23 protein-coding genes are annotated in these 21,968 nt (G+C 50.3%); 13 read left to right on the top strand and 10 right to left on the bottom strand.

Annotation, left to right across the window (positions count from 1 at the left end; translation table 11 throughout):
- Positions 1–102: 102 nt before the first annotated feature.
- A complete protein-coding gene (locus tag J4377_RS12835) occupies positions 103–1,038 on the bottom strand; it encodes a LysR family transcriptional regulator (RefSeq protein WP_370687187.1) in 936 nt (311 codons plus the stop codon).
- Between the two features lie 67 nt (positions 1,039–1,105).
- Here J4377_RS12835 and J4377_RS12840 point away from each other — a divergent pair, with 67 nt between their 5' ends.
- Complete coding sequence (locus J4377_RS12840) at positions 1,106–2,089, top strand: aldo/keto reductase (protein ID WP_253485834.1); 984 nt, start codon at positions 1,106–1,108, stop codon at positions 2,087–2,089.
- Between the two features lie 24 nt (positions 2,090–2,113).
- Here J4377_RS12840 and J4377_RS12845 read toward each other — a convergent pair whose 3' ends face one another.
- Positions 2,114–2,917, bottom strand: coding sequence for a helix-turn-helix domain-containing protein (locus tag J4377_RS12845; protein WP_206047948.1), 804 nt, complete (start codon positions 2,915–2,917; stop codon positions 2,114–2,116).
- A 92-nt stretch (positions 2,918–3,009) separates the two neighbouring features.
- Here J4377_RS12845 and J4377_RS12850 point away from each other — a divergent pair, with 92 nt between their 5' ends.
- Positions 3,010–4,404, top strand: a complete 1,395-nt coding sequence (locus tag J4377_RS12850; RefSeq protein WP_253485835.1) for an SLC13 family permease — start codon at positions 3,010–3,012, stop codon at positions 4,402–4,404.
- Between the two features lie 226 nt (positions 4,405–4,630).
- On the opposite strand, the gene J4377_RS12855 is transcribed toward J4377_RS12850, so the two are convergent.
- Positions 4,631–5,020 carry a VOC family protein gene (locus tag J4377_RS12855; RefSeq protein ID WP_253485836.1) on the bottom strand — a complete coding sequence of 130 codons (390 nt, stop codon included), beginning with the start codon at positions 5,018–5,020 and terminating at the stop codon, positions 4,631–4,633.
- Positions 5,021–5,383: 363 nt separating this feature from the next.
- Here J4377_RS12855 and J4377_RS12860 point away from each other — a divergent pair, with 363 nt between their 5' ends.
- The 5 genes from J4377_RS12860 (at position 5,384) to J4377_RS12880 (ending at position 12,209) form a co-directional block, all read left to right on the top strand.
- On the top strand, positions 5,384–6,319 hold the full coding sequence (locus J4377_RS12860; protein WP_253485837.1) for a glycerophosphodiester phosphodiesterase: 936 nt from the start codon (positions 5,384–5,386) through the stop codon (positions 6,317–6,319).
- Between the two features lie 437 nt (positions 6,320–6,756).
- Positions 6,757–7,281 (top strand): hypothetical protein, encoded by a 525-nt coding sequence (locus J4377_RS12865; protein ID WP_231657534.1) that lies wholly within the window; start codon positions 6,757–6,759, stop codon positions 7,279–7,281.
- Positions 7,250–8,485 (top strand): hypothetical protein, encoded by a 1,236-nt coding sequence (locus tag J4377_RS12870; RefSeq protein WP_253485838.1) that lies wholly within the window; start codon positions 7,250–7,252, stop codon positions 8,483–8,485. The genes J4377_RS12865 and J4377_RS12870 overlap by 32 nt, the downstream gene beginning before the upstream one ends.
- Before the next feature lie 23 nt (positions 8,486–8,508).
- Positions 8,509–11,379, top strand: coding sequence for an EAL domain-containing protein (locus J4377_RS12875; RefSeq protein ID WP_253485839.1), 2,871 nt, complete (start codon positions 8,509–8,511; stop codon positions 11,377–11,379).
- A 26-nt stretch (positions 11,380–11,405) separates the two neighbouring features.
- Positions 11,406–12,209: a PEP-CTERM/exosortase system-associated acyltransferase gene (locus tag J4377_RS12880; RefSeq protein WP_051626346.1), complete on the top strand. Its 804-nt coding sequence runs from the start codon at positions 11,406–11,408 to the stop codon at positions 12,207–12,209.
- A gap of 31 nt (positions 12,210–12,240) precedes the next feature.
- On the opposite strand, the gene J4377_RS12885 is transcribed toward J4377_RS12880, so the two are convergent.
- Positions 12,241–12,870, bottom strand: a complete 630-nt coding sequence (locus tag J4377_RS12885; RefSeq protein WP_198349028.1) for a hypothetical protein — start codon at positions 12,868–12,870, stop codon at positions 12,241–12,243.
- Positions 12,871–13,012: 142 nt separating this feature from the next.
- Positions 13,013–13,744 carry an oxygen-insensitive NADPH nitroreductase gene (gene nfsA, locus J4377_RS12890; protein ID WP_038477210.1) on the bottom strand — a complete coding sequence of 244 codons (732 nt, stop codon included), beginning with the start codon at positions 13,742–13,744 and terminating at the stop codon, positions 13,013–13,015.
- A 168-nt stretch (positions 13,745–13,912) separates the two neighbouring features.
- Here nfsA and J4377_RS12895 point away from each other — a divergent pair, with 168 nt between their 5' ends.
- On the top strand, positions 13,913–14,680 hold the full coding sequence (locus tag J4377_RS12895) for a class I SAM-dependent methyltransferase (protein WP_038477213.1): 768 nt from the start codon (positions 13,913–13,915) through the stop codon (positions 14,678–14,680).
- A 74-nt stretch (positions 14,681–14,754) separates the two neighbouring features.
- On the opposite strand, the gene J4377_RS12900 is transcribed toward J4377_RS12895, so the two are convergent.
- Entirely contained in the window at positions 14,755–15,816 is a 1,062-nt protein-coding gene (locus J4377_RS12900; RefSeq protein ID WP_038477217.1) for an NAD(P)-dependent alcohol dehydrogenase, read from the bottom strand.
- A 194-nt stretch (positions 15,817–16,010) separates the two neighbouring features.
- Between J4377_RS12900 and J4377_RS12905 the strand changes: the two genes are divergently transcribed.
- A complete protein-coding gene (locus tag J4377_RS12905) occupies positions 16,011–16,907 on the top strand; it encodes an AraC family transcriptional regulator (protein WP_038477221.1) in 897 nt (298 codons plus the stop codon).
- A gap of 49 nt (positions 16,908–16,956) precedes the next feature.
- Here the strand turns inward: J4377_RS12905 and J4377_RS12910 are convergent, their stop codons facing one another.
- Positions 16,957–17,382, bottom strand: a complete 426-nt coding sequence (locus J4377_RS12910; RefSeq protein WP_095603891.1) for a VOC family protein — start codon at positions 17,380–17,382, stop codon at positions 16,957–16,959.
- Positions 17,383–17,576: 194 nt separating this feature from the next.
- Between J4377_RS12910 and J4377_RS12915 the strand changes: the two genes are divergently transcribed.
- Both J4377_RS12915 and J4377_RS12920 read left to right on the top strand, forming a co-directional pair.
- Positions 17,577–18,449 (top strand): LysR substrate-binding domain-containing protein, encoded by an 873-nt coding sequence (locus J4377_RS12915; protein ID WP_120386547.1) that lies wholly within the window; start codon positions 17,577–17,579, stop codon positions 18,447–18,449.
- Between the two features lie 41 nt (positions 18,450–18,490).
- Positions 18,491–18,703: a DUF3820 family protein gene (locus tag J4377_RS12920; protein ID WP_038477229.1), complete on the top strand. Its 213-nt coding sequence runs from the start codon at positions 18,491–18,493 to the stop codon at positions 18,701–18,703.
- Between the two features lie 46 nt (positions 18,704–18,749).
- Here the strand turns inward: J4377_RS12920 and J4377_RS12925 are convergent, their stop codons facing one another.
- Positions 18,750–19,100 (bottom strand): hypothetical protein, encoded by a 351-nt coding sequence (locus J4377_RS12925; RefSeq protein WP_120386546.1) that lies wholly within the window; start codon positions 19,098–19,100, stop codon positions 18,750–18,752.
- 210 nt (positions 19,101–19,310) lie between these two features.
- On the opposite strand from J4377_RS12925, the gene J4377_RS12930 reads away from it, so the two are divergent.
- The gene (locus J4377_RS12930; protein ID WP_120386545.1) at positions 19,311–20,078 is read left to right on the top strand and encodes a DUF1499 domain-containing protein; all 768 of its coding nucleotides are present in this window, start codon (positions 19,311–19,313) and stop codon (positions 20,076–20,078) included.
- An 85-nt stretch (positions 20,079–20,163) separates the two neighbouring features.
- On the opposite strand, the gene J4377_RS12935 is transcribed toward J4377_RS12930, so the two are convergent.
- Positions 20,164–20,526 carry a ribbon-helix-helix domain-containing protein gene (locus tag J4377_RS12935; protein WP_038477238.1) on the bottom strand — a complete coding sequence of 121 codons (363 nt, stop codon included), beginning with the start codon at positions 20,524–20,526 and terminating at the stop codon, positions 20,164–20,166.
- A gap of 146 nt (positions 20,527–20,672) precedes the next feature.
- On the bottom strand, positions 20,673–21,242 hold the full coding sequence (locus J4377_RS12940; RefSeq protein WP_120386544.1) for a DJ-1/PfpI family protein: 570 nt from the start codon (positions 21,240–21,242) through the stop codon (positions 20,673–20,675).
- A 210-nt stretch (positions 21,243–21,452) separates the two neighbouring features.
- Between J4377_RS12940 and arfB the strand changes: the two genes are divergently transcribed.
- Positions 21,453–21,869: an alternative ribosome rescue aminoacyl-tRNA hydrolase ArfB gene (arfB, locus tag J4377_RS12945; protein ID WP_038477244.1), complete on the top strand. Its 417-nt coding sequence runs from the start codon at positions 21,453–21,455 to the stop codon at positions 21,867–21,869.
- Positions 21,870–21,968 lie beyond the last annotated feature (99 nt).

Below are 21,968 nucleotides of genomic sequence, written 5' to 3' on the forward strand. Positions count from 1 at the left end.
CTTGGCTTTAACGCTCTCTCCTGGCTACGGGAATCCTGGCTACCGAGACCCTGGCTACGGAGAGGGCGTTGATGGCATCAATTAGAGCCATATCCCCATTTTTCAGCCCATGCTCAAGCGAGCATGGTTACTGGCGACCAGTTCAATAAGAAAGTCCGCCACAGCACGGGTTCGGCGTGACTGTGTCAGGTCTGTTTGGATAACGAGGTAAATAGGCTGATCCACGCCAAGATCAGAAGCAATACAGACTAATCCCGCTTCCTGAGCCAAAAAGTGCGGTAGTACTGCAATACCTAGCCCTGCTTTAGCTGCGGCGACTTGAGTTGCCAAAGAGGTAGTGGTTAACGCTGGCTCTCGCCCTTGTAGAACGCGCTCGACCCACTGTGCTGCAGGCAAATGGGCCTGCGCCTCCCCCCAGGTGATAAAAGCATCCATATCGTAGTCGCCAGTATCAAGCGCTGTTTTACGCTGCGCCGCATAGGCTGAGCTAGCGTAAAGCCCATAGCCTAAGGAACCCAAGCGGCGAAGGGTGACATTACCGCGCTCGGGTTTGACCATTCTGAGGGCTAAATCAGCATCACGACGGTGTAGATTGGCCGTCGAGATATCCGTCACTAGCTCAAGCGTAATACCAGGGTACTGACGCTGAAATTGCGCAAGCGCAGGTAGAATCAATGCCGTTGCCAAATTCTCTGCGGTAGCCAAACGCACTCTACCAGTCAGCTGTGAGTGGCGGGAAACATCGGTGGTAAACGCCACCGCAGCCGCTTCCAGTGCTTCCGCTTTCTCGACCAGCCCTGCGCCCTCCTCGGTCAGTTGGTAGCCCGACTGTTGGCGCACAAATAGCGGTAGCTGCAGCGCTTTTTCCAGCCGTTCAATACGTCGGGAGAGCGTCGCAATGCCCAAATGCAGTTCCGCGGCGGCACCACTCAGCGTGCCGTGACGAGCCACAGCCAAAAAGGCGCGGGTGTCATCCCACACCCACCCACGGGGCATCTGCTTTTCAAAACCGGAAAACGGCTTATCGAACTCGTTCATTTTTTTCATTATGGGATAGTGCCACGCTGTCACTCCGCTACTCAAGAACGGTTCACGGAGAGACAGCATGCAACAACGTACACTTGGCACCGACCTTTCTATTTCCGCCATTGGCCTGGGCTGCATGGGCATGAGCGAATTCTACGGCCCCCGGGATGACAGTGAATCGCTACGCGTATTAGCGCAGGCAGTGGAGCTGGGCATCAACTTTTTTGATACGGCAGATATGTACGGGCCGCACCATAACGAAGAGCTTATTGGCCGCTTTCTGGCCAAGCATAAGCCGCAAGTGCGTATCGCAACCAAGTTTGGCATTGTGCGCAAGCCCGGTGAGTATCAACGACGCCTGGACAACAGCGCCGAGTATGCGCGCAAGGCCTGCGAGGCATCGCTGCGACGGTTAGGGGTCGAGCAAATCGATCTCTACTACGTCCATCGCGTAACCCCGGATGTGCCTATTGAAGAGACCATGGAAGGACTCACCCAGCTAGTCAAAGAGGGAAAAATTGCCCATATCGGCCTGTGCGAGGTCAGCGCTGACACCTTGCGCCGCGCCCATGCAGTGCATCCGATTACCGCCGTCCAAACCGAGTATTCGCTTTGGACACGCGACGTAGAGCAAGCGGTGCTCCCTACCTGCCAAGAGCTAGGCATCGGTTTTGTGCCCTACTCGCCATTAGGCCGGGGGTTTTTAACGGGAAGATTTCAGGACACGACGGATTTCGAAGAAGGTGATTTCCGTCCTAACTTGCCGCGCTTTTCAGATCAAGCCATAAGTACCAACCGCCGAATCGCCGACGTGATTGGTCAAGTGGCCGCCGACAAAGGCTGCACACCCGCACAGCTTTCGCTCGCCTGGCTACTGTCTAAAGGCCCCAATATCGTGCCAATTCCAGGAACTAAGCGGCTGCGTTATCTTGAAGAGAATGCAGCTGCAACGGCTATCACTCTGACCCCAGATGAACAACGCCAGTTGGAAGCAGCCACTGCTCGCATTCCGGTCATCGGTGAGCGCTACACGCCGGAAGGCATGAAAGGGGTTAATGCATGAGTCAACTAACGCCTAATCGCCGCATTATTGGCAGCGGGCGCGGACTTGAGGTGTATAGCCAAACTCCGTTTTGAAGGCAGCCACAAAACTGCTGACGCTTTTATAGCCTACCGTATAGGCCACTGCGGTTGAGCTTTCGCCTCTATCCAGGGCTTCAAGCGCATTCATCAACTTGAAGCGGGTACGCCATTGGCGAAAGGTCAGCCCGGTGTCGGACTTAAATAGTCTTTCTAGCGTTCGTACACTCGCCCCGGCAAGGCCCGCCAGCTCAGCTAATGTGTGGCGATTATCCGGGTGGTTGACCATGTGGCTGATGATACGTCGCAACCGCGGGTCAGCCCCAGCAGGTAGCGACAAATTCTCAGCGGGTAGACTATTTAGTTCATCAATAGCGACTAGACCTAGGCGCGTCGTGCTGGCATCGCCGTCGCGACACTTTAGGGAATCGTTTAGCCTTAGCACAATCTCGCGCATCAACGTGCTCATCGCCACCATCACCACCTGGGTGTCCTGATCACGTGCCCTGCAAGTAGGATCAATGTAGAGGTTGCGGGTTTCCACCAGCGTTTCACAACTCACTTGGTGGAGACAGCCACTGGGTATCCACACGCCGTGAGTAGAGGGTACAACCCACACCGCTTGTTCACTGGTAACACGCAGCACGCCGTGTTTAGCCCATAGCAATTGCCCGCGTGGGTGAGCGTGCGGCAATACCCCGGTTTCAGCCTGCATACTGCGAGCGCGAGTCAATACAGGGCGACTAGGATCGAGGACAAACGCTATATCACTGGGTGGCGACATTGTCGCCTTATCGCTATTTATTGTCATATCTTGCCCTCAACACGTCAGCATGCAGGCGCTATTGTAGGTCCAGCTGCGCGCACCGCGCAATTGAGTTCATCGCCACCAGGACCCCCTTCATGCTCCGTTCACTTCGCTTTTCCCACGCAATAACAGCAGCGGCTTTATTGGTGGCTTTGTTATTGGCATTTTTTCCCTTAGCGGGCAACCCAGCGGCATTTTCTTACAGCGCTGGCATGGTACTGCTCACGCTGGTGCTGTGGAGTACCGGGGTACTCCCCCCATTTCTGACTGGCCTGATCTTTTTCGCGCTGGTTAGTGTCTTTGGTCTGCCAGCGCCGGAGCAACTATTCGCCGGGTTTGGCTCAACAGCCGTGTGGATGGTTATCTCCGGATTTGTAATTGGTTCTGCCATTACATCAAGCAAACTTGGCGATCGACTAGCGGCCGTATTAGCACCACTGCTAACGGCAAGCTATCCACGGCTGATTGGAGGGTTAGTGTTAACCGCCGTAGCATTAGGCTTTGTGATGCCCTCTTCAGCGGGTCGAGCAGTGGTATTGATTCCTATTGGTTTAGCATTGGCTGAACGAGTGGGCTTTGAGCCGGGCAGCGCTGGCCGACTGGGCGTAGCCACTGCTCTTGCTGCCGCTTGTAACATGCCAAGTTTTGCGGTGCTTCCATCCAACCTCCCTAATATGATTTTGGCAGGTGCAAGTGAAAGTCTATATGGCATTCATTTTGGCTATGCGGAGTATCTATTTCTGCACTTTCCCATTTTGGGAATGCTAAAAGCGCTATTAATCGTAGCGCTGGTAATAGTGGTATTTCCAGCCCGCATTGACCCACAGTTTAAGCAAGTCGTCGCTGAAACCAAATTTTCCGGCGATGCGACACAGCAAAAAAAAGTGGCTGTCATACTGGGCATTACGTTGATGTTTTGGGTTACCGATACGCTACACGGCGTAAACCCGGCGTGGGTAGGGCTAGTGGCAGCGGTGGTGCTAATGATGCCAAAAGTCGGTGTCATGGCCCCGAAATCATTCAATGGAGCGACAGATTTTGGCACCGTGGTATTTGTAGCCGCCGCGTTGGGGGTGGGAACACTGGTAAATGTCTCAGGCATTGGCAGTGTTATGGGAAGAGAGTTTAGTCAACTGCTGGAGACGAGCAATAGTATCCCCTTCTGGGACTTTATGTCGCTTTCATTGATGGCCACCTTGACTGGGGTAGTCGCCACCACACCCAATGTAGCTACCATACTAACTCCCATGGCCACCGAATTCGCCGCTGCTTCAGGACTCCCACTTTCCACGGTGCTAATGACTCAAGTGGTAGGTTTTTCCACCGTCATCTTTCCTTATCAGGTGGCGCCCTTGATTATGGCCATGCAGCTATCTAAAGAGCCTTTGAGCCAATTGTTGAAGATTATCATCCCATTAGCGCTAATAACGATCTTACTATTGATGCCATTAGACTACCTTTGGTGGCGACTGTTGGGTTGGGTGGGTTAGAGACACCCAGTAACGATTGCTCTAGCCCAACGACGGAGCAATTTCCTCAAACAATTTCCTCAAACAATCTCATCAATTGAGCGCCTTCCATCCAGCAGCAGATACTCCTGGTTAGTCATACTGGGAGTTTGCACCGATTACTAGCGTCGTCATCATTGCTCCTCTTGATTTGTGCAATTCAACCTTTACAGAGGAGCTATTTGTTGACGCTGCGTTGGCTTAGCATCTACCGATGGGGATAGACGACAAACGCCAGCTTGTTGCCGTCTGGATCTCGTACGTAGGCGGCGAAAAAACCTTCACCATACTGGGGGCGGTAACCTGGCGGACCTTCATCGCTGCCCCCGTTCTGCATCGCTAATTGATAGAGCGTATCGACTTCTTTAGGATCAGCAAATTGAAACGCTGTCATGGTGCCGTTGCCAGCGCTAGCGGGATAACCATTAAAGGGAAAACCAACAAAGAACCTTGGCACATTGACATCATCTGGGTCGCCGAAAGAAACGCAGGCATCATCTTGCCAGCACACATCCAGCCCCATACTGTTAAACAACGGCGCATAAAAGCGAAGTGCACGTTCCAGGTTATGCGTTCCTACCATTGTATAAGCAATCATTGTGGCTACCTCTTATCGCCTATCTCCCTGTTTATCTGCTTATTTCATCTACTTATTTCATCTACTTCTGCCAGAAAACCTCCGATCGCAAGGCAATCAGTGGGAAGATTAACAGCCGTTCCCCCCCTGCTCTGGCACCAGAAAGCCACTCTTTTAGCTCGCCTAGATAAAGGGCAATTGCTAAGTAAGCAATGAGTAGCGTCCACTTAAGAATAGCTGATGCTGTGTTAGACCAAGCGTTTAATGGCAAGAGCACCTACCAAAGCAGGCTTTTCTTTAACAAACACAAACAAGTTACCTATTTGGTATTTTCACAAGGAGACCTGTAGGATAATTGAACATCTGTTCAACGAAGGAATTTCTATGCAACGTCATCCGCTGATTACTGCCGTGTCACTGGGTCTTTTTGCTGGTGCTGCTACGTCCACTGCACTCGCAGAGGCAACGCCACTAGAGCAGCAGCTAAAGGATCTGGAGTCGTTTCAGGTAATCGCTCATCGCGGTGCCAGCGGACATGCGCCGGAAAGTACCATGGCAGCCTATGAACTGGCCCATGAGTGGGGAGCTGATTACCTGGAACTGGACGTTCAGATCACCTCCGATGGTGAGTTAGTGGTATTCCATGATGATGCCATCGATCGCACCAGTGACGGCGAAGGCAATATTCATGATTACACGCTAGAAGAGCTAAAGGCGCTTGATACCGGCACCTGGTTCAACGACGCCAATGTCGATAAGGCAGATACGGCCTTTGAAGGAGCGCAAATACTCACACTGGAAGAGCTATTTGAGCGCTTTGGTCACGATGCTCGTTACTACATTGAAACCAAGTCCCCTCTGTTGAACCCTGGTTTAGAAGAAGCCTTGGTTGAGGCACTTGAAGATCATGAAATGATTGAAAATGGTCGGGTGCTGGTGCAATCGTTTGAGCAGGGTAGTCTCCTCAAACTACGTGAGCTTAATCAGCATATCCCCCTCATCCAGTTGGTATGGTACTCGCCCAGCGAGGAAGATAATGATCGTTTAGTGGAGTGGACAGGTGTTACTCCAGCGCCAGCAGACATCACTGACGAAGACTTTCAGGCTATCAAAGAGTACGCGGTGGGTATCGGCACGAATGTGACGTATAACGGCGAAGACGTTATTGATGCTGATTTTATTCGCCAAGCTCAAGAGAATGGCCTTCCAGTTCATGTTTACACCATCAATGAAGTTGATGAGATGAAGCGTTTACAGGACTGGGGCGTCAACGGTTTGTTTACCGATTACGCTGATCGGCTTCTTGAACTCGCGGACTAACCCATCGTTGGCTCGTCATTGTACGCTCGGCTTTGGCCGAGCGTTTTAGTTGATCGGGGTGAATCCGAGCATCCCCTCTCAGCCTTGATAGCAATTAGCATCAGCTTAACTATCAAGAAGTAGATCTATTGAACGCGTGTATTTAGCGCTTCAAGCACTGCCCTCGTGTGTCATCGTCAATCAACCTTGCGAGCGGTATTTCCAGACGATACATACTTTCGTCGCAGGTCGTTTCGTTGATTGTGATGTAGGTAAGATCAACAAAATTGATGTAGGGTTTAAAAATTGTGCAGTTTCGACTTACCGCTGCCGAGCCGAGGTTCAAAAATTTATCTTCCATCACACAAAATATTTATACAAAAACAGTTTGCCTCTAGAGGCTGAAGAGGAGTAAGCGTCATCATTTCACACACATATAGCGTGCTAGCACGAATGGTATGCTGCATGGGCTTGGCGTTCAGCAGGCGATGGACAAGACTCGCGCTATGCCGTCTCTTTACTTGATACGTATCGCTTGCCAACAAATCACACGGGGCCTTATTGGGTTAGTGCTGGCTTTTCTTCTTGCCGAACAAACCCATGCACAATCCGTTGATCAAGACGCAACCATACTTCTAGTGGCGCACCCAGCGGTAGCCACGCAATGGCTAAACCGTGACACAACGCGGGCGATATTTGCCATGCGGCAACGTACATGGCCTGACGGCGAAGCCGTACAGGTGTTTGTGCTGCCAAACCGAGATCCTGTACATGCGCGTTTCACCAAAGAGCAGCTCGCCGTTTATCCACATCAGCTACAACTGGCATGGGATCGCATGGTGTTTTCTGGCATGGGGCAAGCGCCTAATCGCGTTGCTGATCAGCTCGAAATGCGCGAGAAGATTGCGAATACTCCTGGCGCGCTGGGATATCTTGAAAGGGAGTATCTGGATGAAAATGTCCAAGTTATTTCAATGGAATGAACATTTTTCCGTTATCCGCAGGCCCACTATAGCCATACTCACAAGTTTGCTCGCACTGCCTGTTTGCTCGTCTGCCTGGGCAAACGAAAGCGTGCTCGACACTCTGCAAGTACATGGTTTCCTGAGCCAGGCGCTTATCATCACCGACGATAACGATTTCTTCGGTCGCAGCAGTGAGAATGCAGGAAGCCTGGAGTATACCGAAATAGGTGTTAACGCTTCTATTCGCCCTCACCGCAATGTGCTGGTGGCCGCTCAGGTGCTTAGCCGTCGCGCCGGTGGTGAAACTAGCGATGCCATCCCAACGCTAGATTATGGCGTGGTGGATTATCAGATGGTTTCCAACCAGCAACGTACGCTTGGTCTTCAGGTAGGTAGATTTAAAAATCCCTTCGGTATTTATAACCAAACGCGTGACGTCGCTTTCACGCGCCCCAGCATCTTGTTGCCGCAATCAATCTATTTTGATCGAACTCGATCGTTGGGAATGGCTGGCGATGGCGCCAGTATTTATCATGAAGAGCGAACCCAATCAGGCGTTTTTCGCTTTCAAGCAGGCGTTGGTAAAACACGCATAGAAGACGATGTAGATCAAGCGCTTGGGCTGAAGCGTTTTCCAGGATCGTTACAAGCGGGCTCTTCTGCGATTGGCCAAATTCGCTATGAAGACAACGGTGGACACTTCCTAATGGCACTCAGCACCGCGAGTGCTAACGCCAACTATGAAGACGCTCAACCGCCACTAAATAATGGCAGCTTCCAGTTTCAGCCTTGGGTATTTTCATTGCAATACAATGACGAACTGTGGAGCTTAACCTCTGAGTATGCGCTGAGAACAATTGAACTGGATGGCTTTAATCCCGCCATCGACCAAAAGAAAACCGGTGAAAGCTGGTATGTGCAATATACGCGTCGTATGAACAATGATTGGCAGTGGTTAATTCGCTTTGATCGTTTGGTAAACGACAGAAATGACCGTTCAGGTACTCGCTACGAACAAAGTGGCTTGGGCCCTGCCCATTCCCAATTTGCTGATGACATTACCTTTGGCGTTCAGTGGACCCCCAGACCCAACCTAATGTTAGCAGGTGAATATCATCATGTGGATGGTACTGGTTGGCTACCCTTACATAAAGATGCGGATGCGTCTGAAACAAGCCGACATTGGAATATGCTGCTCTTCCAGCTTTCACTGCGCTTTTAGCATTACCTGAACGGGATACGCAGATGACCACACGTTCGTCCTCTAAAGCGCGCTACCGGCTTAGCTTGACTTGGCGTGTTATCGCGCTGAGCAGTCTATTACTGCTAGCGCTTGTGGCACTCTTTATCTGGCTAGGCCAATACCATCTCACGCAACAGTTAGAAAGTAGTCGGATGGAAAGCCATGAGCGGCAGCAGCGTGAGATAAGCTTGGCGATGCAACGCTCATCGGATAACTTACGTCAGTTGGCGGGCTTAACCGCTGCGGCGCCGGAGCTTGGAAGCGCGCTACAAGAGAATAACCAGGATGAGCTAGCTGAGGTGCTCAGAGCACAGTGGCCTTCTCTGCAATTAGAAGCGGGGATTGATGAAATCTTTGTTTTTAATACTCAAGGAACAAGAGTGGGTTACTCAGGTACCAACGACCCGCTCATTGATCTGCCCATTCAAGGCTGGATAGGTAGTGTACTGACCACAGAGTCACCCATTACCACATTACGTTGCGCCATGACATGCCAGCAGTTTGCTGCGGTTCCCGTTCTTATGGAAGGCGCTAGCATTGGAATGGTGGTGTTATCGCGCTCGCTTGCGGATGTTACGCGACAAGCTAAAGAAGTCTCCAATAGCGAAATAGCGCTGATGGTGACAGGGCGTATTACTGGTTCTCCTCCCCCCGAGGCGCTTCTACTGGAAGACTGGAACAGCCATATTCTAGCGCTTACAAACCGTGACCAGACACTCTCTTTACTTCAACGAGCATCTCAAGACGTCGTTCTGAATCAATTGGTTCACATGCCTTTTAGCCTTGAATACATGAACCGGTATTTTGAATTAAGTGCCGTGTATATGGAGGAAGACGCCGACTGGCGCAGCACTGGGTATTTCCTGCTTATTTCCGATATCACTCCTCAGATCACCGCTATTCGTACAGCAACGAAGACACTACTTGTAGTGGGCTTAGTTGGCTGGTTAGCTGCCGAGCTATTACTGTTGATTATCCTATTGGGCCCAATGGCTCGACTACGGCGAGTCGCCGGCCTATTGCCTGCGCTGGCGAGTGGTGAGTTTCGTCGTGTAAGAGATAAACTACCATTGCCTCGGCGGCATTTTTCTAACGAAATTGATAGGCTGGAAGATTCAACCCGTGAGCTTTCCCACCAGCTAGAAGCACTGGAACAGAGTGTCCAAGAACATAGCGGACAGCTAGCCGAACGCGTTGATGAGCTAGCCAAAGAGCGTGATTTTGTTAATAGCCTACTCGACGCTGCACAGGTCTTTATTGTTGTTCAAAATAGTACAGGGCGTATCCAACTGATTAATGGCTACACGCTAGAAAGGTTAGGGCTAAAAGACGCAGATGTCATTGGGCGCCATTTCTCTGACATCTTTGATCAAAATGCTCACTTGGCATTGCCTAGTAACAATGCGGATGAAGCCAACAGCGAAAGTAATGCTAATGGCAGCACCGTGACTCATCCCAGTGCTTCCAACCAGGAAGAAAAGACATTTCAAACTCTGGATAGACACTCTTTTACCGTCGTTTGGTACCACGCTTTTTTGGCGAACAGTAACAACCACGATGCCTCGAAGATATCCGTTGGGCTAGACATCACCGAACGTAAAGCTGCTGAGGCACGTTTAACGTGGCTTGCGGAACATGATCCATTAACGGAACTCTATAATCGTCGCTATTTCCAAGATGCTTTGAAGCGCACTATCGCTAATCAAGCCAAAGGCGCTGTTTTACTACTAGATCTAGACCAGTTTAAAGAGATCAATGAACTCAGTGGCCACCATGTAGGCGACCGTCTATTACGAGAAGTTGCTGATACGCTTTTTTTAAATCTCAGTCAGCGAAGCATTATTGCCCGCCTCGGTGGTGATGAATTTGCCCTGCTACTGGAAGATATTAGCAGCGAACAAGCGATCAACGTGGCGGAGTATATTTCTCAGCTGCTTGACGGTCTTGGCTTTACAGCTGCTGGACGGAAGCACCATGTTTCCGCCAGCATTGGTATTGCGCTGTTCCCTGTTAATGGGCAGACACCGGCTGACCTGTTAGCTAGCGCCGATATGGCCATGTATAAAGCAAAAGAGAGTGGTAATCAGCATTGGTACCTTCTCAATCAGGCGGAAAATGCTAAAGATGAGCTTCAAGAACGCGTCTATTGGGTAGAACGGCTACACAAAGCACTAGAAAACGACGAATTTGAACTGTGGGCGCAGCCCATTGTGCGGCTGAAGGATCGCGATATTAAGCATTACGAAGTACTGCTACGTATGCGCAATGACGATGGAAGCTTAGTCTCTCCGGCACAGTTTATACCTATTGCAGAACAAAGCGGTTTAATTGTTCAAGTTGACCGCTGGGTGCTGCGCCATAGCTTAGCAGCACTGGCAACGCTACAAAAAGAGGGCTTGTCGTTAGCTGTAAATTTATCAGGCCAGTCTTTACATGATTTAGGTTTAAAACAGTTTCTGGCAGATCAATTAAAAACCAGTGGTGCTGATCCCCATCATCTCATTTTAGAGGTAACAGAGACCGCTGCTATCACAGATTTCTCAACAGCGCGCAACGTGCTGCAAACCGTGAGGGATTTAGGTTGCCGAACAGCACTCGATGACTTTGGGATTGGTTTTAGCAGCTTTCACTATCTTAGTCAGCTCCCTGTGGACTATATTAAAATCGACGGCTCTTTTATTCGCAGCTTACTTATCGATACGGATAGCCACACGCTTGTCAAAGCGATTGCCGATATAGCAAGAGGCTTCGGTAAGCAGACTATTGCTGAATTTGTAGATCAAGAAGCACTGATACCTGTTCTTCTTTCATATGGCATTCAGTATGGACAGGGCTATCATCTAGGGAAACCTGAAAAAATTCGACTTTGGTAAGTGCCGCACTCAGAAGGAAGCAACAGATGCTAGCAGGGAAATCCACCCAAGAGAGTGAGTTTGACGATAAAAGCAACCATAAGGGAATGATTGACAAATTTATCGATGAATATCATTTTTTTATTGCTAACACCGACGACCAAAAACGGCGCGCCTTTCGACTACGGCATGATGTTTTCTTAAAAGAGTTCAACTATGAGATGCATGAAGATGAGGCACGTTTGTACGAGTCCGATGAGTACGATAATTACTCGATTCATTGCCTTATAGAACACAAACGTAGTGGCATTCTTGCAGGGTGCGTACGATTAGTCATGCCCTTTTCCAGCAACACTAACCCTCCTGATCATTTGCCTGTTCAAAACCAAGGGAAGCAGCTACTAAACCATCCTAAATTAACGCCATTTAAGCTACCGACCCTTGAAACGTGTGAAGTATCACGGTTAGCCATTTCTAAAAATTTCAGAACGCGAAAATCCAGCACCCCAGAAGAAATAGCAGGTAAAGAAGTCGTTTTATTTTCACAAGATGAGGCAAAGACATTTTCACTCGTCGCCCTGGGTCTTTTTTTATGCACCTACTCTATCGTTGGTTTAACTAATCGACGACATGTTTTTGCAATGATGGAACCTCGTCTTCCCCGTTTATTGGCGATATCAGGTTTTCAGTTTACCAAAGTGAGTGAGCCGATTGTGTATCACGGTACTCGCCATGCTTACTACATCGACTATCATGTGGCGAAACAAGAGATGAGTGAGCGTCTGATCCCGTTATACGAATATATCGTAAAAACATTAAAGCCTCAGATCGCTCACACATTTATCTCTTAACGCATTTTTAAAATCCGGCTTGTTCAACGATTTAAGAAAGCGCCGTTTGCCGAAAATCATGAACTGAAATGCTGGCGAATTTTTCTAGAAAAAACACCAGTGTTTCAGGATACTGAAAGTAGCGTTCAAATGTCTCTTGCCCGTTTTTACCACGCCGCGTCACTTTGGCATGATATTGACTGCCTACCTTAGTAACGTTAACGCTATTTTCTTGTTCACCTTCGTAATGAACAGCAGATAAAGGCGAAGCGCTATCAAGCATTTTTGCAAGTTGCTTTGCAGCATCTGCCTCTACAGGCGTTGCCCATAGTGGCTGATCACGTTTTCCATAGTGAAACAGCACTATGACCAGCATTACGGAGAAGATACTGCTTGTTAGCATCCACGTAAGTGCAATGCTGGAAACGGGGAGGATGAAGATCACCAGCATCTGACCTACTGCCATGACTGCCAGCACCATGGCTAAGGGCTGCCACATACGGGGGTTCATAAACCCACGTTTGAGTACGTAGCCCCACAGCCCTATCACGGCGAGTACTCCCAACGCGAGGTGAGCCACAGCAAACGGAGTTCCCCCGCCTGAGAAAATGGCCATTAGCCCGATAAGTGGAAACAGGCTGTAAAAAGCTGCTAGCAGGTAATAAGCGCGCTGAAGATTCATCAATAGCTCCTTTTATTGTTATCGGCACTACTTTTGGCATGCAACCAGTATAGATGAACGCAATTATCGTGCAGCGCAAGAAACCTGCTCTTTTAAACGCCTTACCACATGGTGATGAGCTGCTTCACGCTCAGCTCGTTCGTTACTTCATTTCAAAACCACGCTTAACTAAAAAGTCACGCATGTGGGGACGCAGTTTTGAATCGAAGAGCGGCGTTAGATTATGCGACCAGTCAGTCGTTTTGTTACCCGTGCTGCGTGTTTGGTAGTAAGCCTGCATAGTGCTGTCAAACGCTTCGACTTGCTCAGTATCTTCACGGTAAGTATCTTCCTTGAGAATAGCCTCTACCGGTAGACGCGGCTTAACCTCAGGGTCATGGGCCGGATAGCCAAGGCACATACCAAACACCGGATAAACATGGTCAGGCAAATGCAAAAGTTCGCTGATCGCCTGAGGATTATTGCGAATACCACCGATATAACAAATGCCAAGCCCTTCAGACTCGGCGGCCACTGCAACGTTTTGTGCCACTAGAGCAGTATCAACAGTGGCGACCAATAGCTGTTCTGTCATACCTCGTTCAACGTTGGCACCTGTCCGCTCAGACGCCTCTGTCGGGCGCTTCATATCCGCACAAAACACTAAAAAAACCGCGCTACTTGCGACATAGCCTTGACCACCGGCGTATTCAGCGATTTTTTCGCGATTCGCTGAGTCAGTGACATTAATAATGGTGTAGGCCTGCACATGGCTTGATGTGGCAGCGGCCTGGCCCGCTTTGATGAGCTCTAACAGCAGCCCACGCGAAATCTTCTGATCGGTAAATTTGCGGATGGAGCGGTGGGATTGAAGCAGTTTGATAACATCATTCATTTCGTCTCGCCTCTTAATACTTGATATAACGGATATGACAACTAAAGTGCCCTGGTTCCATGCGTTTACTCCTGAATTCAGACTTAACGCATGCTATTGATCGCAAGCTATACTAAATGAAGCCATTGGGTCCCCCCTAAGATAAATAACGCCGCTAGGAAGCCGATAATGTCTAACATCCCTCTGACACCGCAAGGGCAGGAATGGAACGCCAGCCACTACGCGGAACACGCCAATTTTGTTCCCACGTTGGGAAGCGATGTAATGAAGCTTTTAGCGCCACAGCCCGGACAGCGCATCCTGGACCTTGGCTGTGGTGATGGCGCGCTCACCGAGCGTATTATGCAATTAGGTGCCGATGTACTGGGTGTCGATGCCTCCGCAGAGATGGTCGCCGCTGCCCAACAGCGCGGAGTCACCGCTAGGGTTGTCGATGGGCACCAGTTACCCTTTGACCAAGAATTTGATGCGGTCTTCAGCAACGCGGCGTTGCACTGGATGCTGGACCCGCAAACGGTATTGGCCGGCATAAAACGCGCACTAAAACCCGGCGGACGTTTTGTTGCAGAGTTTGGGGGGCATGGCAACGTGGCCGCTATTTGTACTGCGCTTATTGCCTCGCTGCAGTTTCGCGGTATTAGCTCACGTGGCCGTCATCCTTGGTACTTTCCCACCCCGGAAGAGTACACAAACCTACTTCAAACGGCGGGCTTTCATGTCGATTCAATTGAGCTAATCCCTCGCCCCACACCACTACCCACGGGTATTGCTGGCTGGCTCGAAACCTTTGCAAGCCCGTTTTTGCACGGATTAGATGAGGACCTGCAGGTAGCCATTATTGATAATACGATTAACCTACTCTCTCACAGTCTAAGTGATGGGCAAGGCAACTGGACCGCCGACTACGTCAGACTGCGGGTCTCTGCCCACGTGTGATAGCCTCGACACCCAGTGGTTCTCACTCGGAAACCCCACCGTTAGTCAACGGTGGGGTTATTGATAACAACTCGCTACGCAGCAGTATCTTTCAGCGTTGCCATATCAATCACAAAGCGATAGCGCACGTCACCTTTCTCCATACGCTCAAAGCCCTCATTGATGTTGTTAATATCCAGCATCTCAATATCGCAAGTGATGTTCTGCTCTGCACAAAGCTTGAGCAGCTCTTCCGTTTCAGCGATACCACCAATCAGCGAACCAGCTACCACGCGACGCTTAAACACCAAATTGAATGCTTCAATAGCAGGCTCAATCGGTTCTAACAGGCCAACAATAATATGCGTACCGTCATATTTCAGAGAAGTAAGGTAGGGGTTTAGGTCGTGCTGAACAGGAACGGTATCCAGCATGAAATCGAACGTTTCTGCAACAGCCTCCATTTGCGCCTGGTCACTGGATACCACTACGTGATCCGCACCATTGCGCTTTGCTTCTGCTACCTTGGCATCCGAGCGAGTAAAGACGGTGACTTCCGCACCCAGTGCTTTGGCCAATTTCACGCCCATATGACCGAGGCCGCCCATGCCTATCACGCCTACTTTGTGACCTTTACCAACGCCATGATGTTTGAGCGGTGAATACGTCGTAATTCCCGCACAGAGAATAGGTGCCGCGGAGGCTAAATCAATGCCCTCTGGCATTTGCAGCACAAAATGCTCACTCACCACGATGGCATCTGAATAGCCGCCTTGGGTTAGCGTGCCGTCTTGGCGGTCAGGGCTGCCGTAGGTCATCGTAAACCCTTCCAGGCAGTATTGTTCCACGCCATCTTTACAAGCAGAACATGTGCGGCAAGAGTCGACCATGCAACCTACGCCGACTAAATCACCCGCCTTAAAACGTGTCACCTCATCACCAACAGCGGTTACACGGCCGACAATCTCATGGCCAGGTACCACAGGGTATTGACTCATGCCCCAGTCATCTCGGGCAAAGTGTAGGTCACTGTGACAAACACCACAGTAAAGGATTTCAATAGCAACATCATCTGGACGGGGCTCACGTCGATCAAAGGTGAATGGCGCGAGTGGTTTATCAGCAGAAAAGGCAGCATAAGATTTTGCTTGGCTCATGGAAACTCCTTAACAAGTATTCTGCAAAACGAGAAAGTGTTCCCATTATTCGCTGCTAAGCACTAGATAGCGATGAACGAAGCTACGTATTTTTTGCTCATTCCTCCGCCAGTACGCAACAAAATAACAAAAAACCTCAAAAAAACATCATAATTGTCGTTTAGCTCTAATATACACTCAGATTCGGAGTTTCTATGGTGGCCAACACCGAACTCGTCGGCAACGCACTCGCTGATTTGATCTCACCGCTAGTAACGGGGGATGGGCTAAGCGTGTCCCGGTTGCCCAGAGTGGGGCTACTTTGCCTTGGGCGACGTCAAGAACGAACCCCGTTGATGTACGAACCTAGTCTGATCATCATCGCCCAAGGCCGCAAAATAGGCTATTTAGGCGATCGTGAGATTCATTACAATCCTGGCCACTATCTCGTACAAACCCTGCCGCTACCCTTTGAGTGTGAAACTCACGGCTCGCCGGAGGCACCTTTGCTAGGTATATCGGTGAAGCTAGACCCAGCGTTACTGAGTGAGATGGTCACCGCTATGGGCGATATGAGCCATTCACACCTGGCTCCTAAGCCGATGGCGTCAGTGGCGATGAATGACGGCATGCAAGCCGCGGTGTTGCGCTTGGCAAATGCATTACACGACGAAGTCGAGTGCATTGCCATGGGCGAAGCTAGGATACGAGAGGTGGTGTTTGAAGCGTTAAAAGGCGAGCAAGGCCGCGCCTTACGCGCACTGGTTAAAGGCCACGGTCACTATTCACGTATTGTGCAGGTACTATCGCAGTTGCATGCCCATTTTGCTGAGGACTTTACTGTCGACCAGTTAGCCCAGCAGGCCAATATGAGCATATCGACGTTTCACCAGCACTTTAAGCAGATTACACGTTCGTCACCCGCACAGTATTTAAAAAGACTGCGCCTACTTAAGGCGCAGCAACTGTTGTTGCAAGATAGCCACAATGTGAACCAAGCGGCACAAGCGGTCGGTTATCGCAGCGTGCCTCAATTTAGCAGAGACTATAAGCGCTACTTTGGCGCATCACCGCTGCAGCATAGGCGCCAGGAACAGGCCCTACGTGCTTAACCATACCCACTACCTCCTCCACCTCGCTTGGATATTTTTCAGGACAGGTTTACTTGGCAAAAATTTGGCCCTGATCTTTAAACGCTTTAAATTCCAAGGCATTACCACAGGGGTCGAGTAAGAACATAGTGGCTTGCTCCCCTACTTCGCCTTTAAAGCGAACGTATGGCTCAATCACGAAATCGGTATTCCGCGCTTTTAAGCGCTCGGCTAAGGCTTCCCACTCATCCCATTCTAAAATCACGCCAAAGTGCGGCACCGGTACATTATGGCCATCGACCGGGTTAGTGTGCGCACTCTGCTGGCCGGGTGTTTTCGGATGTTCGTGAATCACCAACTGATGACCGAAAAAGTTAAAGTCGACCCAGTGATCGCTAGAGCGCCCTTCTTCCAGGCCAAAAACGTCGTTATAGAATGCTCTGGCTAGGGCGACATCGTAAACAGGGATGGCGAGATGAAAAGGGGAAAGACTCATGGTTATCTCCTGTTGCAGCGCTTTCGTTCGTTGCGTTATTTGCAATGGCCAGCCGCATTACACGGCCACTGTGTAGCCATCCTAGATCGCGCTATGCAAAAATAAAATCAATTGTTTTTTGACCCATTCACAAATATTTTTTATGAGTTTTCTTATGACAGTTCTTATGACAGTTCTTATGACAGAAACAACGAATGATACGAGAACTTAAAACGCTAGTAGCCGTGGCACAGCACGGTACTTTTGCGGCGGCAGGTCTCCAGGTTGGCCTCACCCAAGCCGCGGTAAGTGCTCAAATGAAGCGTCTGGAAGAGGCCCTGGGCATTGCGCTATTTGAACGCAGCGGTCGAACTGCGGTGCTTACTCAGCGGGGCGAAGAGACGTTACTTCAGGCCCAAACACTACTAGGGTTATATGCCACGCTAGGCGCTTCACCGTCAGGCCAAGGGCTTGGCAGCCGTGTCATTATTGGTGCTATTGCCTCTATTCAGCGTACTGTATTGCCAGACATTGTAGCGCGCTTTCATCAGCAATTTTCTGGGTGTCGCACCCGTATCGTGCCAGGTCTTTCCATGGACTTAATGAACCAGGTAGATGCGGGCGAGCTGGATATGGCTGTTATTATTCGGCCGCCTTTTTCACTGCATAGCGATCTACGCTGGACGCCCATTGCCCACGAGCCGTTTCGCTTGCTTGTCCCGCAGGAGTTACCTGGTGATTGCTGGCGGGAGCTGCTAACCCACTCCCCTTTTGTTCGCTACGACCGCGCTTCTTTCGGTGGACGCCAAGTAGACCGCTTTTTAAGGGACAACCACTGCCAAGTTCGCGACCTGTGTGAGCTGGACGAGCTTGAAGCCATTGTGAAGCTGGTGGGTAACGCCGTGGGCGTTGCTTTAGTACCGCAGCCAATAGCGCTAAAACGCTGGCCCCAAACAGTTCGAGCCATCTCGTTAGAAGAGCATACGTTTCATCGAGATATTGGGTTAGTGCATCGCGCTGTTGGCCATCTAAGCGAACCTGCCCGTGCGTTTGCCCAGCTTCTAGCTGAATCATCACAGCAACTCTAAACTGCCAACGTGCAGCTGCCATTGATAAGGAGATATAGCCCATGAACCCCGAAGACCTTGAGAAGCTGGTAACGCGTACCATGCCCTTTGGCAAATACGAAGGCTGGCTTATTGCCGATTTGCCTGGTCCCTATTTGAACTGGTTTGCTCGGGAAGGGTTTCCAAAAGGAGAAATTGGTCAACTCCTGCATTTAATGCATGAAATTGACCACAATGGTTTGAGCGACTTGCTCAACCCGCTACGCAAAAACTGAATTTTCTCAAAACTGATTTCTCCTCAAAACTGATTTCTTTTCAAAACTAAGAACGACACCATTCGTTAATGGCTTGCTCACGTTCGGCATAGTAAAACGCTTCTTGCTGGGATGGCGCTGCAGGAAAACGTCCTAATTCCACGGCAAGCTCAAAAAAGCCTGCCGCTGGAAGCCCTTTGCCACTCCGGCTAATCACAAGCGTTGCAATAAAAGGCTTTCCTGCGGCGGCGTCTTCTTTCATTAGCTGTTCAAGTGCTTGTGCGATACGTTGAATAGTCTTAGGTGGCGAAAGGCCTAGCGCATTCGCCGCTTGCTGATAGGTTATCGGTAAAGCACTGCTCGGGGTCGTCGCCAGTAACTCTCGCAAGGGTGGTGCTAATGCAGTCGCTAATGTCATGCTTGCTCTAATCTCTCAAATTGTAAAAGGCTCAAGTTGTAAAAACTCATGTCGTAAAAACTGACGTCCATTTGCGTTACAGCGAATACTTGCGTTACTGCTAACAGCAGCATAGTAGGGTGTCTTAGACAACTCGTCTAACGAAGACAGATGGTCTAGCGCAACCTATGCTAAGTAAGTCAACATCGTATTCAAAATGAGGGAAGATCTATGGCAAAGGAGCGCTCAGCACGTTCGCGTAGAGGAGGAGTTTGGCCAACGCTGCTGGCCTGGCTCAGTGTCATTGCACTGATAGCATCAGCCCTGCTAATGGCTGGAGCAGGGCCAGCCTATCGCTGGGAGTTGATTAGCCTGGGCGACGCCTTCAGCCTGATGCGCAATGGTGTCTATGCAGCAACCGCAGCCGTGGCAATCAGCATCTTGCTACTGCTCATCAGCGCCTTTACCCGCCGCATGGGCGCTGGCGTAGCGGCTATCTTCGTCATTGTTGCAACCGCTGCCTTATTATATTTGCCTTGGCAACAATGGCAGCGTGCACAGCAGGCACCGGCCATTCATGACATAACCACCGACACCCAAAACCCACCGGACTTTGTCGCGTTAAGAGACGCCCGAGAGGCGGCGCCTAATGCAGTTGATTACCCTGGAGAAGCCACCGCGCGTCAGCAACAAATGGCTTATCCTAATGTGCAGCCTTTACAAGTAACTGCGCCTAAAGCGACCGTTCTAGCAGCAGCTCAGGCAGAAGTAGAAGCGTCCGGCTGGCAGATCGCCGCGATAACAGAGAGTACTATCGAAGCGACCGCCACAACCCGCTGGTTTGGCTTTGAAGATGACGTCATCATTCGTCTTACTGAGCAACAAAACGACGTGCAGGTGGACATGCGCTCAGCCTCCCGGCTGGGAACCAGCGATGTCGGCACCAACGCACTGCGTATCGAAACCTTCCTGGATAATCTAGGTAAGCGACTAGAATAACGGTCTTATCTGATGCGGCTTTCAGCTATTGACCGCTTTAACGATAGAGAGCCAGTTTCAGTGCACTTCTTTCAACACATTTCTTTCAGTGCATTTGGTTAGTACGCGCGGCAGCTTCTCTGCTCAGAATTTGCTGCGCATCTAGCGAGCCAATCGCCACCTCTACATTTTTCGGAATATCACCGCTAAGCTGAAGCGCCTGGTAGCGCAGCGCGCAGACACGCAAAAATGAGGTGAAATTGCCAAGATCGTGGCCAGCATCAATCGACTCATGATAAAGCCGCGTAATCAGTTGAGCCGTGTTCATCCCATCCCGTTGAGCCATCTCTTCCAGAAGGTGCCAGAAGTAGTTTTCCATACGAACACTAGTCACCATGCCATCAATGCGCAGCGAGTGTGTGGCGCTGCGCCATAGCTCGGGGTCGGCATCAATAAACAGCTTGCACATCGTTATGCTCTCTCTGCTATCAAGCTCTCTGCTACAAGCTCTGCTATAGAGTAAATTGCCTGCTCTTCAGCATAGCGGCTAACAGAAAACGCGCCCAACCGCGTTGAACTCAATATAGCTGGGCGCGAAGGGGTAGCCTATCAGTGCTACTTATCCAATAGCGCCATAAACTGGGCAAGCCAAGCAGGGTGAGCGGGCCATGCAGGTGCAGTTACCAAGTTGCCATCCGTCACTGCTTCCGTGACTTCCAGGTTTGCGAAGTGGCCACCGGCAAGTTCCACTTCTGGCTGGCAAGCCGGATAAGCAGAACACTGCTTGCCTTCAAGCACCTTAGCGGCAGCCAGTAGCTGGGCGCCATGACAGATAGCAGCGACCGGCTTCTGGGTTTCAAAAAAGTGCTTCACCATCGCCAGTACGTCCTGGTTTAAGCGCAGGTATTCCGGTGCACGGCCACCAGGAACCACCAAGGCGTCGTAGTCTGCGGGGTTAACTTTGGCAAAATCGGCATTCAGAGCGAAACGATGGCCGGGCTTTTCAGTGTACGTTTGGTCACCTTCAAAATCGTGAATAGCCGTTGCCACGGTATCACCGGCTACTTTATCGGGACACACCGCGTCGACTTGATGGCCAACCGCCATTAGCGCCTGGAAAGGCACCATCGTTTCGTAATCTTCAGTGAAATCACCGGTAATCATTAAAATTCGTTTGTTGCTCATCTCACTTCTCCTTGTCGTTATTGGTCGAGGCACAGAGCACACGAATGGTGTGTTAGGTGAGAGTAGCAAGCGCGGCTACGCAGCGGGTAGTAAGCCGCTACTACATGTAAATTCGGCGACGACGAAAGATAATAGGTCGCCCGCCTCTAATCGGCTCTTTTGGGTGAAGTATGCTAGCCTTACGAGCCACACGCGACATAAAGGAACTGAATGCTCACTATCTCAAATAACGTGACGATAGCGGACTGGGAAATCGATATTAGTCAGATCAGAGCTCAAGGCTCGGGTGGCCAAAACGTCAATAAAGTTGCCTCTGCGGTGCATTTACGTTTCGATATTCAAAGCTCTACACTACCGCCGATTTATAAAGAGCGTTTAATGGCACTGTCTGATCAGCGTATTAGTAAAGAGGGCGTGGTGATTATCAAAGCGCAAAGCTATCGCACCCTGGAATTGAACAAAGAGGATGCCCTTGCACGCTTAAAAGCATTGATTCAAAGTGCTGGCAAGCAGCAGAAAACGCGGCGGCCAACGAAGCCCACCAAAGGCTCACAGCGACGCCGTGTGGACCACAAAACGCGTAAAGGCAAAACGAAGTCGCTGCGTGGTAAAGTGCCACTCTCATAAGACGTGAACTGAATTTATGGCATGCACTGACCATAAGAAGTGAACAGAGTAAGTAATTCTCGCCTAGCGACGTTTTCTCACCACTGCATTGAGCTTAGC

It is taken from the genome of Halomonas sp. XH26 (assembly GCF_024138895.1).
Lineage (GTDB): Bacteria > Pseudomonadota > Gammaproteobacteria > Pseudomonadales > Halomonadaceae > Vreelandella > Vreelandella alkaliphila.

Coding starts and splice junctions, on each gene's coding strand:
- J4377_RS12835 (WP_370687187.1), bottom strand. CDS start 1,038: ATGAACGAGTTCGATAAGCCGTTTTCCGGTTTTGAAAAGCAGATGCCC.
- J4377_RS12840 (WP_253485834.1), top strand. CDS start 1,106: ATGCAACAACGTACACTTGGCACCGACCTTTCTATTTCCGCCATTGGC.
- J4377_RS12845 (WP_206047948.1), bottom strand. CDS start 2,917: ATGACAATAAATAGCGATAAGGCGACAATGTCGCCACCCAGTGATATA.
- J4377_RS12850 (WP_253485835.1), top strand. CDS start 3,010: ATGCTCCGTTCACTTCGCTTTTCCCACGCAATAACAGCAGCGGCTTTA.
- J4377_RS12855 (WP_253485836.1), bottom strand. CDS start 5,020: ATGATTGCTTATACAATGGTAGGAACGCATAACCTGGAACGTGCACTT.
- J4377_RS12860 (WP_253485837.1), top strand. CDS start 5,384: ATGCAACGTCATCCGCTGATTACTGCCGTGTCACTGGGTCTTTTTGCT.
- J4377_RS12865 (WP_231657534.1), top strand. CDS start 6,757: ATGCTGCATGGGCTTGGCGTTCAGCAGGCGATGGACAAGACTCGCGCT.
- J4377_RS12870 (WP_253485838.1), top strand. CDS start 7,250: ATGAAAATGTCCAAGTTATTTCAATGGAATGAACATTTTTCCGTTATC.
- J4377_RS12875 (WP_253485839.1), top strand. CDS start 8,509: ATGACCACACGTTCGTCCTCTAAAGCGCGCTACCGGCTTAGCTTGACT.
- J4377_RS12880 (WP_051626346.1), top strand. CDS start 11,406: ATGCTAGCAGGGAAATCCACCCAAGAGAGTGAGTTTGACGATAAAAGC.
- J4377_RS12885 (WP_198349028.1), bottom strand. CDS start 12,870: ATGAATCTTCAGCGCGCTTATTACCTGCTAGCAGCTTTTTACAGCCTG.
- nfsA (WP_038477210.1), bottom strand. CDS start 13,744: ATGAATGATGTTATCAAACTGCTTCAATCCCACCGCTCCATCCGCAAA.
- J4377_RS12895 (WP_038477213.1), top strand. CDS start 13,913: ATGTCTAACATCCCTCTGACACCGCAAGGGCAGGAATGGAACGCCAGC.
- J4377_RS12900 (WP_038477217.1), bottom strand. CDS start 15,816: ATGAGCCAAGCAAAATCTTATGCTGCCTTTTCTGCTGATAAACCACTC.
- J4377_RS12905 (WP_038477221.1), top strand. CDS start 16,011: ATGGTGGCCAACACCGAACTCGTCGGCAACGCACTCGCTGATTTGATC.
- J4377_RS12910 (WP_095603891.1), bottom strand. CDS start 17,382: ATGAGTCTTTCCCCTTTTCATCTCGCCATCCCTGTTTACGATGTCGCC.
- J4377_RS12915 (WP_120386547.1), top strand. CDS start 17,577: ATGATACGAGAACTTAAAACGCTAGTAGCCGTGGCACAGCACGGTACT.
- J4377_RS12920 (WP_038477229.1), top strand. CDS start 18,491: ATGAACCCCGAAGACCTTGAGAAGCTGGTAACGCGTACCATGCCCTTT.
- J4377_RS12925 (WP_120386546.1), bottom strand. CDS start 19,100: ATGACATTAGCGACTGCATTAGCACCACCCTTGCGAGAGTTACTGGCG.
- J4377_RS12930 (WP_120386545.1), top strand. CDS start 19,311: ATGGCAAAGGAGCGCTCAGCACGTTCGCGTAGAGGAGGAGTTTGGCCA.
- J4377_RS12935 (WP_038477238.1), bottom strand. CDS start 20,526: ATGTGCAAGCTGTTTATTGATGCCGACCCCGAGCTATGGCGCAGCGCC.
- J4377_RS12940 (WP_120386544.1), bottom strand. CDS start 21,242: ATGAGCAACAAACGAATTTTAATGATTACCGGTGATTTCACTGAAGAT.
- arfB (WP_038477244.1), top strand. CDS start 21,453: ATGCTCACTATCTCAAATAACGTGACGATAGCGGACTGGGAAATCGAT.